The organism is Aureimonas sp. AU20 (assembly GCF_001442755.1).
GTDB lineage: Bacteria > Pseudomonadota > Alphaproteobacteria > Rhizobiales > Rhizobiaceae > Aureimonas.
Window position 1 is genome coordinate 278,015 of record NZ_CP006367.1, and the last position, 14,696, is coordinate 292,710.

At 68.5% G+C, this 14,696-nt stretch carries 15 protein-coding genes; 14 read left to right on the forward strand and 1 reads right to left on the reverse strand.

The features are described 5' to 3' along the window. Nucleotides 1-111 precede the first annotated feature (111 nt). A complete protein-coding gene (locus M673_RS01265) occupies nucleotides 112-1,269 on the reverse strand; it encodes a calcium-binding protein (protein WP_061972983.1) in 1,158 nt (385 codons plus the stop codon). 669 nt (nucleotides 1,270-1,938) lie between these two features. Between M673_RS01265 and M673_RS01270 the strand changes: the two genes are divergently transcribed. The 14 genes from M673_RS01270 to M673_RS01335 all read left to right on the forward strand — a co-directional run bounded on the left by M673_RS01270 (nucleotide 1,939) and on the right by M673_RS01335 (nucleotide 14,640). Further along, nucleotides 1,939-3,228, forward strand: coding sequence for an O-antigen ligase family protein (locus tag M673_RS01270; RefSeq protein WP_061972985.1), 1,290 nt, complete (start codon nucleotides 1,939-1,941; stop codon nucleotides 3,226-3,228). A 1-nt stretch (nucleotide 3,229) separates the two neighbouring features. Beyond that, the gene (locus M673_RS01275) at nucleotides 3,230-3,892 is read left to right on the forward strand and encodes a methylated-DNA--[protein]-cysteine S-methyltransferase (protein WP_061972987.1); all 663 of its coding nucleotides are present in this window, start codon (nucleotides 3,230-3,232) and stop codon (nucleotides 3,890-3,892) included. Between the two features lie 133 nt (nucleotides 3,893-4,025). After that, nucleotides 4,026-4,421 (forward strand): 50S ribosomal protein L21, encoded by a 396-nt coding sequence (rplU, locus tag M673_RS01280; RefSeq protein ID WP_061972988.1) that lies wholly within the window; start codon nucleotides 4,026-4,028, stop codon nucleotides 4,419-4,421. 131 nt (nucleotides 4,422-4,552) lie between these two features. Next, on the forward strand, nucleotides 4,553-4,822 hold the full coding sequence (gene rpmA, locus M673_RS01285) for a 50S ribosomal protein L27 (RefSeq protein ID WP_061972990.1): 270 nt from the start codon (nucleotides 4,553-4,555) through the stop codon (nucleotides 4,820-4,822). Nucleotides 4,823-4,947: 125 nt separating this feature from the next. Further along, nucleotides 4,948-5,532 carry a GNAT family N-acetyltransferase gene (locus M673_RS01290; RefSeq protein WP_061977538.1) on the forward strand — a complete coding sequence of 195 codons (585 nt, stop codon included), beginning with the start codon at nucleotides 4,948-4,950 and terminating at the stop codon, nucleotides 5,530-5,532. Then, nucleotides 5,529-6,113, forward strand: coding sequence for a DUF3833 family protein (locus tag M673_RS01295; protein WP_187301284.1), 585 nt, complete (start codon nucleotides 5,529-5,531; stop codon nucleotides 6,111-6,113). The genes M673_RS01290 and M673_RS01295 overlap by 4 nt, the downstream gene beginning before the upstream one ends. Nucleotides 6,114-6,360: 247 nt before the next feature. Continuing rightward, the gene (obgE, locus tag M673_RS01300) at nucleotides 6,361-7,431 is read left to right on the forward strand and encodes a GTPase ObgE (protein ID WP_061972993.1); all 1,071 of its coding nucleotides are present in this window, start codon (nucleotides 6,361-6,363) and stop codon (nucleotides 7,429-7,431) included. After that, on the forward strand, nucleotides 7,428-8,585 hold the full coding sequence (gene proB, locus M673_RS01305; RefSeq protein ID WP_061972994.1) for a glutamate 5-kinase: 1,158 nt from the start codon (nucleotides 7,428-7,430) through the stop codon (nucleotides 8,583-8,585). Before obgE ends, proB begins: the two co-directional genes overlap by 4 nt. Then, nucleotides 8,575-9,861, forward strand: a complete 1,287-nt coding sequence (locus M673_RS01310; RefSeq protein ID WP_061972996.1) for a glutamate-5-semialdehyde dehydrogenase — start codon at nucleotides 8,575-8,577, stop codon at nucleotides 9,859-9,861. Before proB ends, M673_RS01310 begins: the two co-directional genes overlap by 11 nt. Then, nucleotides 9,858-10,496 carry a nicotinate-nucleotide adenylyltransferase gene (locus tag M673_RS01315; RefSeq protein ID WP_082639112.1) on the forward strand — a complete coding sequence of 213 codons (639 nt, stop codon included), beginning with the start codon at nucleotides 9,858-9,860 and terminating at the stop codon, nucleotides 10,494-10,496. Before M673_RS01310 ends, M673_RS01315 begins: the two co-directional genes overlap by 4 nt. A 196-nt stretch (nucleotides 10,497-10,692) precedes the next feature. Beyond that, a complete protein-coding gene (rsfS, locus tag M673_RS01320) occupies nucleotides 10,693-11,022 on the forward strand; it encodes a ribosome silencing factor (protein WP_061972998.1) in 330 nt (109 codons plus the stop codon). A gap of 49 nt (nucleotides 11,023-11,071) precedes the next feature. Then, nucleotides 11,072-11,554, forward strand: a complete 483-nt coding sequence (gene rlmH / locus M673_RS01325) for a 23S rRNA (pseudouridine(1915)-N(3))-methyltransferase RlmH (protein WP_061972999.1) — start codon at nucleotides 11,072-11,074, stop codon at nucleotides 11,552-11,554. Between the two features lie 229 nt (nucleotides 11,555-11,783). Further along, nucleotides 11,784-13,304 (forward strand): murein hydrolase activator EnvC family protein, encoded by a 1,521-nt coding sequence (locus M673_RS01330; protein WP_061973001.1) that lies wholly within the window; start codon nucleotides 11,784-11,786, stop codon nucleotides 13,302-13,304. Then, complete coding sequence (locus tag M673_RS01335; protein WP_061973002.1) at nucleotides 13,294-14,640, forward strand: S41 family peptidase; 1,347 nt, start codon at nucleotides 13,294-13,296, stop codon at nucleotides 14,638-14,640. The genes M673_RS01330 and M673_RS01335 overlap by 11 nt, the downstream gene beginning before the upstream one ends. The last annotated feature ends 56 nt before the right edge of the window (nucleotides 14,641-14,696 follow it).

Genomic DNA, 14,696 nt, shown 5'->3' on the forward strand with positions numbered 1-14,696 from the left:
TGCGTTGGAGCGCCCTGCCCTCATGTCAGCCTCGGCGCACGAAAAGGGCCGGACGCTCGCGCGCCCGACCCCTGAGTCGTCAGGTTCGGCCCGAAGGCCGCTTCGCTTCGATCAGGCGAAGAAGAAGAAGTCCGACGTGGTCATGTCGGCGAGCTTGGCGCCGGCCAGAACCAGCGTGTCGTTGGTGTCGGTGGTGATGACCACCGAATTGCCGACCTGCGCGGCATGGGCCAGAACGTCGGCCGCGTCCGCGAAGACGCCGTTGCGGAAGCCGATCGTGTCCTCGCCTTCCTTGTAGTCGAGAACGCGGTCGTTGCCGAAATTAGCCTCGAACCAGAACTGGTCCTTGCCTTCGCCGCCGGTCAGCGTGTCGTTGCCGCGGCCGGCCATGAGGATGTCGTCGCCGAAGCCGCCGAACAGCTTGTCGTCGCCGTCGCCCGCGTTGATGATGTCGTTGCCTGCATCGCCATAGAGCACGTCGTTGCCGGTGCCGCCGTCGATCAGGTCGTTGCCCGTGCCGCCGCTGATCGTGTCGTTGCCGGCCGCGCCGTAGAGATTGTCGTTGCCGTCGCCGCCGTTCAGCAGGTCTTCGCCCGTGCCGCCGTTGATCGTGTCGTTGCCGAGGCCGCCGGTCATCGTGTCGTTGCCGTCGCCGCCGTAGATCGAGTCGTCGCCGTCGTCGCCATGGATCAGGTCGTTGCCGCCGTCGCCCTGGAGATTGTCGTTGCCGACGCCGCCCACCAGCGTGTCGTTGCCGTCCCCGCCGAAGAGCGTGTCGTTGCCGGCCTCGCCATAGAGCTTGTCGTCGCCCGTTCCGCCGAAGAGCTTGTCGCTGCCGATGCCGCCGAACAGGCTGTCATTGCCCGCGTCGCCATAGAGAACGTCGTTGTTCTCGCCGCCGAAGAGCTGGTCGTTGCCGCTGCCGCCGAGCAGAAGGTCGTTGCCGGTGCCGCCATAGAGGTGGTCGTCGCCAGCCGCGCCGTTCAGCGTGTCGTTGCCCGCGCTGCCGTACAGCGTGTCGTTGCCCGCGCCGCCGAACAGGAGGTCGTTGCCGCTGTTGCCGTTGATGAGGTCGTTGCCGTCGCCGCCGTAGAGGGCGTCGTTGCCGAGGCCGCCGATCAGCGTGTTGTTGCCACCGAAGCCGTAGATCGTGTCGTTGCCGTCGAGGCCCTCGATGTGGTCCGAGGCGCTGGTGCCGAGGAGACGGTCGTCGCCGGCGGTGCCCAGAATCAGGTTCAGCGTCGCCTGAAGGGTCGGGTCGGTGGCCATGAGATATCCTTATGGATTTATAATACAGATGAATTCAGGCGCAAAGAACCGAAGGCCCGGTGGGGCCTTTCGAAACGCTGCAAGGCAAGATGACGAACGAAGACCGCACCCGGCGCCGCCGGCTGGCTCTAGCTCGTTTCGATGGCTTTCGGGTCTGCCGCCGCCCTTCCGGCGCGGTGCCGGAACGAGCGATGCAGAGGCGAAACCTCGAAGACGAAAGCAACCTCCGGTTCAGCCTAGCAAGACCCTGCAGACCCGAACCCGGCAAATCGCTCCCAAATCGTCAAGCCTTCGTTAAGGGTGATGTTTTGTATTCCCCAAGGGGAATGTCAAGCGACCGCAGCGCGATAGAATGGTCGCGGCGGCGCAAAGCGACGTTTGGGCCACCGGTGGTGTCGAACGGCGTCACTGCCCCTCGCCGGGCGCCCATCAAGACTCCCGGTCCTGACCCTGAGGGAAGCCAACGTCTAGGATCGAGAAAGCACCTGCTTGGAACGACTGAGGCGGCCGAAGGCTTGCCTTCGCGCCCCCGCCGCGTCATTGCCGCAGTGCGAAACGGCTCGATGGCCTCGCCGGCCGTGCGAAGGCCGGAGCCGGCCGGCTTTCACCCGTGGCCCCATCCGTGACATGATCGGGGCGCTCTTGCGGGCAGGCCCAAGGAGATTTCCAATGACGACGTGGAGCGCCTCACCCGAGTTCAGGAGCCGGTTCTCGCTCGGCAGCCTTGCCTCGCGCTTCGGTGCCTACCACGCCCTGTTCCTGATCTGCCTCATCCAGTTCAGCACCGCCTGGTACTGGGCGAGCCTGGACCTGTCGGAAAAGAACCTTGAGGGCGGCGCGCCCTTTTCCGTGCCCTTCCGCTACCTGACCTGGGCCGCGATCGCCGCCTGCACGGCGGTCTACCTCTACACCCGCTCGGGCCGGACCCTGGCCCAGGTCCTGGCCCCGTTCGGCGCGTTTTTGCTGATCGGCGTTCTGGCGACCCCACTCGGCGATTCCCTCGTCACTTCCGTGCGCACGCTCCTGTTCTGGTTCCTGATGGCCTTCGGGGCGGCGACCTGCGGGCTGATGCTGCCGCCGCGCCAGTCGCTCAAGATCCTGTTCTGGACGCTGTTCGCGATGCTGGCGGGATCGCTCGTCGTCAGCGTCGTGTTTCCCGACTGGGGCACGCATCTCTACGGGTTCGACATGGTCTGGCGCGGGCTGTTCCAGCGCAAGAACAGCCTCGGCATTGCCGCCATGTGGGCGCTGGTGATCGCTTATTTCGCGCTGCCGACGATGGGGCCGCTCAAGGCCGGCACCCTGTTCGCCCTCTCGGCCATCTGCCTCGTCATGTCGGGCTCGGCCGGCTCGCTGGCGGTGAGCCTCGGGGCGCTCGGCTTCTTCGCGCTTCTGGCGACGCTGATCCGCGCCCGCCTGTCCACCGCGCTCGGCTCCGGCCTCCTGATCGGCACGGTGCTCGCGCTCGTCGTCGCCACGCTCTACCTCTGGGAGCCCGTCACCACCGCGCTCGGCCGCGACCCGACCCTGACCGGGCGCACGGTGATCTGGTCGATGTATCTGGACGAGGTTCAGGGCCATTGGCTGATCGGGCGCGGACCCGGCGCCTTTTCGCCGGGATCGGCCATTTCGGACCGTCTGTTCGACCTGCTCCTGCCCTTCGGCGCCATCCGACAGCCGCACAGTTCCTATATCATGGCGATCGGCGAAGGCGGCTATCTCGGCCTCGCCGCCTATGTCGGCGCCCTGTTCTATGTCGCCTTCGTCGCCCCGTTCCGCATGCGCACGCCCGAATCCCTCGCCGCCGCGCTCGCCGCCTTCCTGGTGCTAATGGGCGGGCTGATCGAGGGGCGCGGCGTCTACAACACGAGCTTCGAGGCCTTTCTCCTGATCTATTTCCGGGCGCTCGCCGTGCGCTCGGTCCTGCCCGACTACCCCTATGGACGGCGCACGCTCTGACATGGCCAAGGCCATCCTACGCAAGGGAGCCGAGGTGACGGACGCCCCGCCAGACGCTGGCCCCGGCTCGGGACGCGAGTTCCGCGAGGCGATCACGCGGCTGGTCACCGACGCGCCGGAGCGCGCCACCCTCCTGCCGACGCTCGCCGCAACCTGGCTCGACACGCCGATCGGCCCCATGCTCGCCATTGCCGGTGAAAACGATTTGCATCTCCTGGAGTTCGCCGAGCGGATCGCCCTTCCGCGCGAGATCGAGCGCCTGCGGGCCAAGGCGGGGCCGATCGCCTTTCGCGCGAGCCCCATGCTCGCTCGCGTCGAGGCGGCGCTGGCGGCCTATTTCGGCGGCATGCCCTTTCCCGCCGACCTGCCGCTCAAGGGTCTCGGCAGCGCCTTCGAGCGCGAGGTGTGGGGCGAACTCGGGCGCATTCCGGCCGGGCAGACGCGCTCCTATGGCGAGGTCGCCCAGCGCCTGGGCCAGCCGGCTGCGGTGCGTGCCGTGGCGCGCGCCAACGGCGCGAACCCGATCGCGCTGCTCGTTCCGTGCCACCGCGTGATCGGGGCGGACGGCGCCCTGACGGGCTATGGCGGCAAGCTCTGGCGCAAGACGTGGCTGCTCAAGCACGAGCGCGAGATGGCGGCGCGGGAAACCGTCGCAAAACCTTGACGAAAGGTGGCTCGGCGGTTATGGCAGGCGCGTCCCGTGGTGCGTCGCGATGCGCCGGGGGCCTTCCAAGAACCAAAAGAAGACGGCCCGGGTGCCTTTGGCGCCGAGAGCCGGACCCAAAAAGGTTGAACTCATGTTCGCAGTGATCAAGACCGGCGGCAAGCAGTACCGCGTCGCCGCCAACGACGAATTCGAGATCGAGCGCCTCGTCGGCGAAGCTGGCGATCGCGTCACCTTCAACGAGGTGCTGATGGTCGGCACCACGATCGGCGCGCCCTTCGTGGCCGGCGCTACCGTGACCGCCGAGATCGTCGAGCAGACGCGCGGCCCGAAGGTCATCTCGTTCAAGAAGCGTCGCCGCCAGAACTCCAAGCGCACGCGCGGCCACCGCCAGGACCTGACCCTCGTGCGCATTGCCGAGATCCTGACCGACGGCAAGGCCGCTTCCGCCGCCGCCTCGACCGAGGAAGGCGAAGCCGCCAAGAAGCCCCGTGCGGCCAAGAAGGCCACGGCCGAAGCCGAGGCTTGATCGGGGCGCCGCCGAAGCCCTTCGGGCTTGCATCGGCGGCTCCCGTCCACATGTTTTGAACCCAACGCGGCGCGCTGCGTGATCGCCCTTGGCGGTCCCCCGTCGCGAGATCAGACTTCAGGAGAGTTCCCATGGCACATAAAAAGGCAGGCGGTTCATCCCGCAACGGTCGCGATTCCGAGTCCAAGCGCCTTGGCGTGAAGAAGTTCGGCGGCGAGAACGTCGTGGCCGGCAACATTCTCGTGCGTCAGCGCGGCACGCGCTGGCACCCCGGCACCAATGTCGGCATCGGCCGCGACCACACGCTGTTCGCCACCTCGCAGGGCACCGTCGTCTTCCAGGCGAAGGCGCAAGGCCGAACCTACGTCTCCGTCATGCCGAAAGCCGAAGCCGCCGAGTGACCGGTAGCTCACGAGCGCCGGCGTCCCACCGACCCGGCCTCTGACCCGCTCCGACGGGACAGGAACGAAACGGGGAGATGGGCCGCCATCTCCCCGTTTTCCGTTTCATCCAGAGGACCGGTTCCATGCTCTCAGCGGAGTTTCCCCCCGGCGAGGAAGACGACGAAAGTCGGCTCGCCACCGCCCGGCTCGTCCTGCGCCCCGTGCGCATGAGCGACGCGCCCGACATCGCGCGCCATGCCAACGACCGGCAGATCGCGGAGATGACCTCGCGCATTCCCCACCCCTACAGCCTCGGCCATGCCGAAAGCTTCCTGGCGGCGGTGGACGGCGAGTTGATCTTCGCGATCACCACGCGGGAGACCGGCGGGTTTCTTGGCCTTTGCAGCCTGCAGGCGACGGAGCGCCAGAACACGGCCGAACTCGGCTACTGGATCGGCCGGCCCTTCTGGGGCAAGGGCTTCGCCACGGAAGCGGCGCAGGCGATGATCGACCATGCGTTCGGCGCGTTGGAACTCGGCACGGTGGAAGTGCGCTGCCGCGTCGTCAACGGCGCCTCGCGCCGGGTGATCCAGAAATGCGGCTTCGGCTATCGCGGCACTGGGCTCTCCACCTCGCTGGTGGCTGGGCGCGTCGCCAGCGAGACCTATGGGATGGACCGGCGCACCTGGGAATCCCTGAAGTCCTGGGGCGGGCGGGGATGGCGGTGAGCGCAGCGCTTCTCCGACGCGCGGCGCTCGGCCTAGCGCTCGGGCTCACGGCTTCGCTCGCTGAGGCTCGTGCGGCGCGGGCGGACGGCGCGCTGTTCGATCTCGCCGGTTTCTTCGCCGGGCGAAGCGTCAGCGCCGGCGAGGTGCGGACCTTGTTCTTCTCGCTGGAGCCCTTCACCGCCGGCTTCCAGGGCCGGGTCGAGGGCGACACGCTTCAGCTGGACGAGCGCTTTCGCTTTCCCGAGGGCGAGCGGCTGCAGCGCTGGCATCTCCGCTTTGCCGGGCCGCTCGTTCGCGGCACGGTGGAAACGGAAGGGCGGGACGGCCAGTTGCGCCCCGCCGTTCCCGTGGAGGGCGAGCGCACGGCGACGGGCGTCGAGCTGCGCTACACCGGCTTCGCACCGGGCGGCCGGGCGCTGCGCCTGGCGTTCCGGCACGTGATGACGGCAAATGGCGACGGGACGCTGGAGAACCATGTGACGGTTCGCCTTCTCGGCGTGCCCCTGGCGCGCTCCGAGGTCACGTTCAGCAAGAGCGAGGCGGATTTGCAGCGCCACCTTGCCAAGGCGCCGCATCCGTAGGATCACTGCCGGCAAGGCGGCGGGTCCGATCCCATGCCCCTTCGAGCCCTCCGGCCGGGGCCGGGAGCATGTCCAGGCAAGGCGGAGACGCCTCGCCGTCGGGCGATGCGAAAGACATGAGAGGCCGAGAGCCTTTCGCGCGGATTCGAATTCGCGCGATAGGCTCTCAATCAAAACGAGGCGGACGAACCCGCCCCTTATGCCGATCCGGCCTCGATGCCGGCAGCAGGATTCGAAAGACGCAACGATGAAATTTCTGGACCGGGTCAAAGTCTATGTGCGCTCGGGCGACGGCGGAGCCGGCGCCGTGTCCTTTCGGCGCGAGAAGTTCATCGAGTTCGGCGGCCCGGACGGCGGCGACGGCGGGCGCGGCGGCGACGTGTTCATCGAGGCCGTCTCGGGGCTCAATACGCTGATCGACTATCGCTACCAGCAGCATTTCCGGGCCAAGATCGGCATGCACGGCATGGGCCGCAACCGCACCGGCGCCAAGGGCGACGACGTGACATTGAAGGTCCCCGTCGGCACGCAGATCTATGCCGAGGACGAAGAGACGCTGCTCGCCGATCTCACCGAGATCGGGCAGAAGGTGCGCATCGCCGCCGGCGGCAATGGCGGCTTCGGCAACTGGCAGTTCAAGTCCTCGGTCAACCAGGCGCCGCACCGCGCCAATCCGGGCCTGGAGGGCGAGGAGCTGACGCTCTGGTTCCAGCTCAAGCTCATTGCCGATGCCGGCCTCGTGGGCCTGCCCAATGCCGGCAAGTCGACCTTCCTCGCCAGCTGCACCGCCGCGCGGCCGAAGATCGCCAACTATCCCTTCACCACGCTCTATCCCAATCTGGGCGTCGCGACGGTGGACGGGCACGAGTTCGTCATCGCCGACATTCCCGGCCTGATCGAGGGCGCGCACGAAGGCGTGGGCATCGGCGATCGGTTCCTCGGCCATGTCGAGCGCACGCGCGTCCTTCTCCATCTCGTCTCCGCCGTGGAAGAGGACGTCGCCAAGGCCTACGAGACCGTGCGCCGGGAACTCGAACTCTACGACCCCGAGCTGATCGAGAAGCCCGAGATCGTGGCGCTGAGCCAGGTCGACACGGTGGACGACGAGACGCGGCGCGACAAGCTGGAGCAGCTGGAAGCGGTGGTGGGCGTCAAGCCCATCGTGCTCTCCGCCATCACCCGCCACGGCATGCCCGAGGCGCTGCGTCGCCTGCGCCGCGAGATCGCCGATTTCGACGGCGAGGCGGCCGACGAGCAGGCCAGCGAGGACCGCCGCCGCTTCGGCGCCAACCTGTCGGACGAGGACTGGCGGGGATGAGCGACGCGCTGGACGGCTTCGGTCGCATCGTCGTCAAGATCGGCTCGGCGCTCCTGGTGGACCGGGAGCGCGGGCTGAAGCTCGACTGGCTGCGCTCGCTGACCGACGACGTGGCCGCGCTCGCCCGCGAAGGGCGCGAGGTCCTGCTCGTCTCGTCCGGCGCCATCGCGCTCGGCCGCGCCATCATGAAGCTGCCGGCTGGCGCCCTGAAGCTGGAGGAGGCCCAGGCGGCCGCCGCCGTCGGGCAGATCGCGCTGGCGCGCGCCTATTCCGAAGCCCTCGGCCGTCACAAGCTGGAAGCCGGGCAGATCCTTCTGACGCTGCGCGACACCGAGGAGCGCCGGCCCTATCTCAACGCCCGCGCGACGATCGGCACGCTTTTGCAGTTCGGCGCAGTTCCCGTCATCAACGAGAACGACACGGTGGCGACCGCCGAGATCCGCTACGGCGACAACGACCGGCTGGCCGCGCGCGTCGCCACCATGATGTCGGCCGATCTCCTGATCCTTCTCTCCGACATCGACGGGCTCTACACCGCCCCCCCGGCCGACAACCCGAACGCCCGCCACATTCCGGTGGTGGAGGCGATCACGCCGCAGATCGAGGCCATGGCGGGCGGCGCCGCCTCGATCTTCTCGCGCGGCGGTATGAAGACCAAGATCGACGCCGGCAAGATCGCCACCGCCGCAGGCGCGGCGATGATCATCACGCTCGGCAATCGCGACAACCCGATCGACGCCATCCGGCGCGGCGAGCGGCAGACCCTGTTTCGCGCGGGCGCCGACCCCGTGCGCTCGCGCAAGCGCTGGATCGCCGGCCATCTCAACGCCACCGGCCGCCTGACCGTAGACGACGGCGCCGTGCGCGCCCTTCATGCCGGCAAGAGCCTGCTGCCCGCCGGCGTAAAACGGGTGGACGGCGAGTTCCGGCGCGGCGATACGATCCTGGTGCTGGACGAGGCCGGCTCGGAGGTCGCGCGCGGCCTCGTCGCCTACGACGCGGCGGAAGCGCGGCTCGTGGCCGGCCTGCGCTCGGCCGCGATCGAGGAGCGGCTCGGCGGCGGCGCCCGCGCGACGATGATCCACCGCGACGATCTCGTGGTGGGCCGCGTCGGGCAGGAGGAAGTGTCGGAAGGAACGGATCATGCTCGATAAGGCAGGACAGGGCGCGTTGAGCGTCGAACCGCTGATGCAGGACATGGGCCAGCGTGCCCGTCTGGCCGCGCGCGAGCTCGCCCTGGCTCCGGCCGAGCAGAAGAGCGCCGCGCTTCTCGCCATGGCCGAGGCCGTGGAGCGGGCGATGCCCGACATCATCCTTGCCAACGCCGCCGACCTCGGGCGCGCCGAAGGCGCCGGCATGGCGGCCTCGTTCCGCGACCGGCTGCGGCTGGACGAGACCCGCATCCGCGCCATCGCCGCGAGCCTTCGCGAGATCGCCGCCCTGCCCGATCCGGTCGGCTCGACCGTGTCGGAATGGACCCGGCCCAACGGGCTCCTGATCCGCCGGGTGCGCACGCCCATCGGCACGATCGGCGTCATCTACGAGAGCCGGCCCAACGTCACCGCCGATGCGGGCGCGCTCTGCCTCAAGGCCGGCAATGCCGTGATCCTGCGCGGCGGCTCGGACTCGTCGGCCTCCTCCGCCGCGATCCACCGCGCGCTGCAGGCGGGGCTGGCTGAGGCCGGCCTGCCCGTGGACGCGATCCAGCTCGTGCCGACCACGGACCGCGCGGCGGTGGGCGAGATGCTGAAGGGCCTGAACGGTGCGATCGACGTGATCGTGCCGCGCGGCGGGCGCTCGCTGGTGGCGCGCGTTCAGTCCGAGGCGCGCGTGCCGGTCTTCGCCCATCTTGAGGGGCTCTGCCATCTCTATGTCGACCGCGCTGCCGATCTCGATATGGCGAGGGGTATCGCGGTCAACGCCAAGATGCGGCGCACCGGCATCTGCGGCGCGGCGGAGACGCTGCTGGTGGACGAGGCGGTGGCCGGGACGCATCTCGTGCCGATCCTCGACGCGCTGCGCGAGGCGGGCTGCGAAGTGCGCGGCAGCGAGGCCGTCCGCCGTCTCGACCCGAAGGCTTTGCCGGCGAGCGAGGAGGACTTCCGCACCGAGTATCTCGACGCCATCATCTCGGTGGCGCTGGTAGATGGGGTGGACGGTGCAATCGACCATATCGCCCGCTATTCCTCGCATCACACCGAGGCGATCGTCACCGAGAATGCTGCGGCGGTGGAGCGCTTCTTCCGCTCGGTGGATTCGGCCATTCTCCTGCACAATGCCTCGACCCAGTTCGCCGATGGCGGCGAGTTCGGATTCGGCGGCGAGATCGGCATCGCGACGGGCAAGATGCATGCGCGCGGGCCTGTCGGCGTCGAGCAGCTCACGACCTTCAATTACCGCGTGTCGGGCACTGGTCAGCTTCGTTCGTGACCGCATCCAGCGCCGAAGCGGCGACCCTTTCTTCCTCCGATCTGGCGATCCCGCATGTCGAGCCCGGCCTTCGCGTCGGGCTCTTTGGCGGCTCCTTCAACCCCGCGCACGAGGGCCATCTCCTCGTCGCCGAGACGGCGCTCCGGCGCCTGTCGCTCGACCGCATCTGGTGGATGGTCTCACCCGGCAATCCGCTGAAGGACCATCGCAACCTGCGCCCGCTGGCCGAGCGGCTGGCGGCCTCCCGCGCGCTGGTGGAGGACCCGCGCATTCTCGTCACCGCCTTCGAGGCGGCGCACCAGATCCGCTACAGCGCCGACACGGTGCGTCTGGTGAAGCGCCGCTGCCCGCTGGCGCGCTTCGTCTGGGTGATGGGGGCCGACAGTCTCGCCGGCTTCCATCGCTGGCAGGACTGGCGCGCCATCGCCAGTGCCTTGCCGATCGCCGTGGTGGACCGGCCGGGTTCGACCCTGGCGCTTCTGTCCTCCAGCGCGGCGCGCAGCCTGTCGCGGTTTCGCATCCCGGAGGCGGAGTGCGCCCGCCTCGCCTTCCATGCCCCGCCGGCCTGGGTGTTCCTGCACGGGCCCCGGTCCCGGCTGTCATCCACGATGTTGCGGGCGAGCGTCTCGTCTTGAAAGCAACAGAGATCCTTGCCATTTTTCTTTTGGAGACGGGGGCGAACGCGCCCGCCTCCCCTGAGACGGAGGATTTTGGCCTCCCGATCGCGACCCTTGAAGGAGAACTTCGCTGACTTCTGCCGCTGAACTGAAGGGCGACCTTGCCGTTCCTTCCGACGTCACCGCCGCCGACACGTCCACGGCCCGGTCCGTCATCGACGTCGTAACCGCGAGCCTTGACGACTCCAAGGCCGAAGACGTGGTCGCGATCAATCTGGCTGGCCGCTCCGCGCTGGCCGACCACATGGTCATCGCGTCCGGTCGCTCGCACCGCCACGTTTCGGCCGTCGCCGACCATCTCCTGCGCGACCTCAAGGATGGCGGCTACGGCCAGGCCAAGGTCGAAGGCCTGGAGAATGGCGACTGGGTCCTGATCGACACCGGCGACATCATCATCCACATCTTCCGGCCAGAAGTGCGCTCCTTCTACAACATCGAAAAGATGTGGAGCGTCAGCGAAGGCAGCGACACGAAGCTGCATTGAGCTCAGCGCTTCGAAACCGAGCCGGGCGGCAGCGCCCGGCCGCTTCGCCATGCGCCTGACGCTGGCCGCCATCGGGCGGATGAAGGCCGGGCCGGAGCAGGAGCTCTGCGCCCGCTATCTCGACCGTCTGCGCAAGGCCGGCCCACCGCTGGGGCTCGACTTCGCGGGCGTCGTGGAACTGCCGGAATCCCGCTTCTCGACCGTCCCGGAGCGCAAGCGCGACGAGGCGGCGCGGCTGCTCGCCGTCCTGCCCGAAAATTGCCGGCTGATCGTCCTCGACGAGACCGGCAAGACGCCCTCCTCGGAGGAGTTCGCGGCCGATCTCGGCAATTTGCGCGACGAGGGCCTGCGCGATCTCGCGCTCGTCATCGGTGGGCCGGATGGCTTGTCGGACGACTTGCGAAAGAGCGCGCTGCGCGTCGTCGCCTTCGGGCGGCTGACCTTCCCGCATCAGGTCGTGCGCATTCTCCTGGCCGAACAGCTTTACCGCGCGGCCACCATTCTCTCGGGCCATCCCTACCATCGGGTCTGACCCGCCTATCCCTGGCCTGCCGTGTGTGGGATGAAAAGGGAGAACGGGCGGGCGCGGGCGCGCCTGTCCATCCTATCCCCTTGCTTTCGCTGGGCTTGCGCGCGGCACGAGGCGATCGGCGGATGGGTCATGGTTGATGGAATCTTAAGCATCCTCTCCTAGCCTCGCGGGTCTGGGAATGGGAAGCCGGGACGGACAGCGTTTGCAGGGCGAGAGGCAAAGACCAGCGATGAAACGGACGCGGCGCGACGCGGCGCCCGCGCTTCGCGTTTTCCTGTCCGCTATGCTCTGCGCTTCCACGGGTCTGGCCGCGTTTCAGCCGGCCTTCGCGCGCGAGGGGGGCGATCTCGACCCAGCTCCGGTCGGCTCCATTCTCCTGTCGCGCGGCCCGGACGGCGAAATCTCCGCCTCGCAGGATATCGGCCCGCATCGCTCCCGCGCCGAGGCGCTGGCGGCCGAGCGCGCCCGCACGGAGGCGGACCTGCGCCGGCTCGGCGACCAGATCACCCTTTCCAAGGAAACCGCGGCGCGGATCGACCGCGAGGTCGCCGCCCTGCAGGCCGACCGTCAGCGCATCCGCACCGCGATGATCGAGGCCGCCGCCGAGCAGAAGCGCCTGTCGGGCGAGGTGTCGAAGAGCGAGGACAGGATCGGCCAGCTCGGGGAAGAGGAAGGCCGGCTCAAGGTCTCGCTGCGCGAGCGGCGCGGCGTCCTGGCCGAGGTGCTGGGCGCCCTGCAGCGCATGGGACGCAAGCCGCCGCCCGCGCTCTTGGTGCGACCCGATGACGCACTCGGTTCGGTTCGCAGCGCCATTCTGCTCGGCGCCGTGGTGCCGGAAATTCGCGCCGAGACCGACAAGCTTCGCGGCGATCTCGAACGACTGGTCGCGGTGCGCCAGCAGCTTTCGGACGAGAAGACGCGCTTTGCCGACGCGCTCGCCCGGACGCAGGAAGAGGAAGCGCGCCTGTCGCGCCTGTTCGAGGAAAAGCAGAAGCTGGAAGCCGAGGGGCGCGGGCGCATCGGCGAGGAAACCCGCCGCGCCGCCGAACTCGGCGCCAAGGCCACGACGCTGCAGGATCTCATCGCCTCGCTGGAAGGCGAAGCGGCGCGCGCCCGCGAGATCGAGGAGCGCGAGCGCCTCGCGGCGGAGCTCGCCCGGCGCGCCGCGGAAGCGGCCGCGAGCCAAGCCTCCAAGGAGGCACCGGCGGGCGGCGAAACCGCAACGCCGCCAGCGGCTTCCGGCAAAAGCTACGACATCGCCGCGCTCAAGCGCGAAATGACGCGGCTTGGGCCCTCCGCCGCATTTTCGACATTGAAAGGGAGCCTCGTTCGGCCCGTCGCGGGCCGGGAAACGGGTCGGTTCGGGCAGGACAACGGAACCGGCCGTCAGGCCTCCGGCGAGACGTTCGCATCGCGGGTCGGCGATGTCGTGACCTCGCCATCGGATGCCACGGTTCTGTATTCGGCCCCCTTCCGCTCCTACGGGCAGCTCTTGATCCTCGACGCCGGCGACGGCTATCATATCGTATTGGCCGGCATGGGCCGTATCGACGTCAGCGTCGGGCAGACCGTGCTTGCGGGCGAGCCGCTGGCTACCATGGGCGCGATGCGGGTGGCGAGCGCCGCGAAGACGGACATGTCGAGTGCCGAACCCTCGCTCTACGTGGAATTTCGCAAGGACGGGAAACCGGTCGATCCGACCCCCTGGTGGGCGGATGGATCATCTGGAAGGACGAGGAATGATACGTAAGCTCTCCATTCTCTTCGCGGGAGCGCTTCTGGGTGCCACCGCCATGACCGCCTTCGTCGGCCCGCACAGCGGCGTCGCCAATGCGGCGGGTTCGGACACCTATCGCCAGCTGGCCATTTTCGGCGACGTGTTCGAGCGCGTGCGCGCGCAATATGTCGACGTGCCCGACGATCAAAAGCTGATCGAGACGGCTATCAACGGCATGCTCACGTCGCTCGACCCGCATTCCAGCTACATGAACGCCAAGGAAGCGGCGGACATGCGCACGGAAACGCGCGGCGAGTTCGGCGGCCTCGGCATCGAGGTCACGATGGAGAACGAGCTGGTCAAGGTGATCTCGCCCTTCGAGGGCACCCCGGCCGACAAGGCGGGCGTGCTGGCGGGCGATCTGATCGCCGAGATCAACGGCGAGCAGGTGCGCGGCCTCAACCTCGCCCAGGCCGTCGAGAAGATGAAGGGCGAGATCGGCACCAAGGTCGAGCTGACCATCGTGCGCGAAGGCGCGGCGCAGCCCGTCCGCCTGTCGGTGGAGCGCGCCGAGATCAAGGTTCCCTCCGTGCGCCACACGGTCGAGAACGATGTCGGCTACATCAAGCTCCTGCGCTTCAACGAGCAGACCACGACCGGGCTCGAGGACGCGATCAAGGACATCAAGGCCAAGATCCCGGGCGACAAGCTGAAGGGCTACGTGCTCGACCTGCGTCGCAATCCGGGCGGTCTGCTGGACGAAGCCGTCAGCGTCTCCGACGCTTTCCTCCAGAGCGGCGAGATCGTCTCGACGCGCGGCCGCAACGCCGAAGAAACCCGCCGCTACAACGCGCGGCCGGGCGACGACATCGACGGCAAGCCGCTGGTGGTTCTGGTCAACGGCGGTTCGGCCTCGGCCTCGGAAATCGTCGCCGGCGCGCTGCAGGACCAGCGCCGCGCCACGGTCGTCGGCACGCGCTCCTTCGGCAAAGGTTCGGTGCAGACCATTATCCCGCTGGGGGCCAACGGCGCGCTGCGCCTCACCACGGCGCTCTACTACACGCCGTCGGGCTCCTCCATCCAGGGACGCGGCATCCGCCCCGACATCGTCGTGGACCAGCCGCTGCCCGAGGAAATCAAGGCGCAGATGGGCCTTGGCGCCGACGAGGATCTGAAGCTCGGCGAATCCTCGCTGCGCGGTCACATCCAGGGCGCCGAGGAAGGCGAGGAGGGCTCCGGCTCGCTCGACTACGTTCCGCCCGAGGCCAAGGACGACCTTCAGATGCAGTACGCGCTGGAACTCCTGCGCGGCGAGAAGACCAACGCGGCCTTCCCGCCCAAGCAGGACTCCGCCGCCGTCGCCAACTGAACGACCGCTGCACTCCAAGACAAGGCCCCGGCACCCGCCGGGGCCTTTTTTCGTGC

What these genes read in the sequence shown, in the direction of transcription:
- M673_RS01265 (WP_061972983.1), bottom strand. Translation starts at nt 1,269, where the DNA reads ATGGCCACCGACCCGACCCTTCAGGCGACGCTGAACCTGATTCTGGGC.
- M673_RS01270 (WP_061972985.1), top strand. Translation starts at nt 1,939, where the DNA reads ATGACGACGTGGAGCGCCTCACCCGAGTTCAGGAGCCGGTTCTCGCTC.
- M673_RS01275 (WP_061972987.1), top strand. Translation starts at nt 3,230, where the DNA reads ATGGCCAAGGCCATCCTACGCAAGGGAGCCGAGGTGACGGACGCCCCG.
- rplU (WP_061972988.1), top strand. Translation starts at nt 4,026, where the DNA reads ATGTTCGCAGTGATCAAGACCGGCGGCAAGCAGTACCGCGTCGCCGCC.
- rpmA (WP_061972990.1), top strand. Translation starts at nt 4,553, where the DNA reads ATGGCACATAAAAAGGCAGGCGGTTCATCCCGCAACGGTCGCGATTCC.
- M673_RS01290 (WP_061977538.1), top strand. Translation starts at nt 4,948, where the DNA reads ATGCTCTCAGCGGAGTTTCCCCCCGGCGAGGAAGACGACGAAAGTCGG.
- obgE (WP_061972993.1), top strand. Translation starts at nt 6,361, where the DNA reads ATGAAATTTCTGGACCGGGTCAAAGTCTATGTGCGCTCGGGCGACGGC.
- proB (WP_061972994.1), top strand. Translation starts at nt 7,428, where the DNA reads ATGAGCGACGCGCTGGACGGCTTCGGTCGCATCGTCGTCAAGATCGGC.
- M673_RS01310 (WP_061972996.1), top strand. Translation starts at nt 8,575, where the DNA reads ATGCTCGATAAGGCAGGACAGGGCGCGTTGAGCGTCGAACCGCTGATG.
- rlmH (WP_061972999.1), top strand. Translation starts at nt 11,072, where the DNA reads ATGCGCCTGACGCTGGCCGCCATCGGGCGGATGAAGGCCGGGCCGGAG.
- M673_RS01330 (WP_061973001.1), top strand. Translation starts at nt 11,784, where the DNA reads ATGAAACGGACGCGGCGCGACGCGGCGCCCGCGCTTCGCGTTTTCCTG.
- M673_RS01335 (WP_061973002.1), top strand. Translation starts at nt 13,294, where the DNA reads ATGATACGTAAGCTCTCCATTCTCTTCGCGGGAGCGCTTCTGGGTGCC.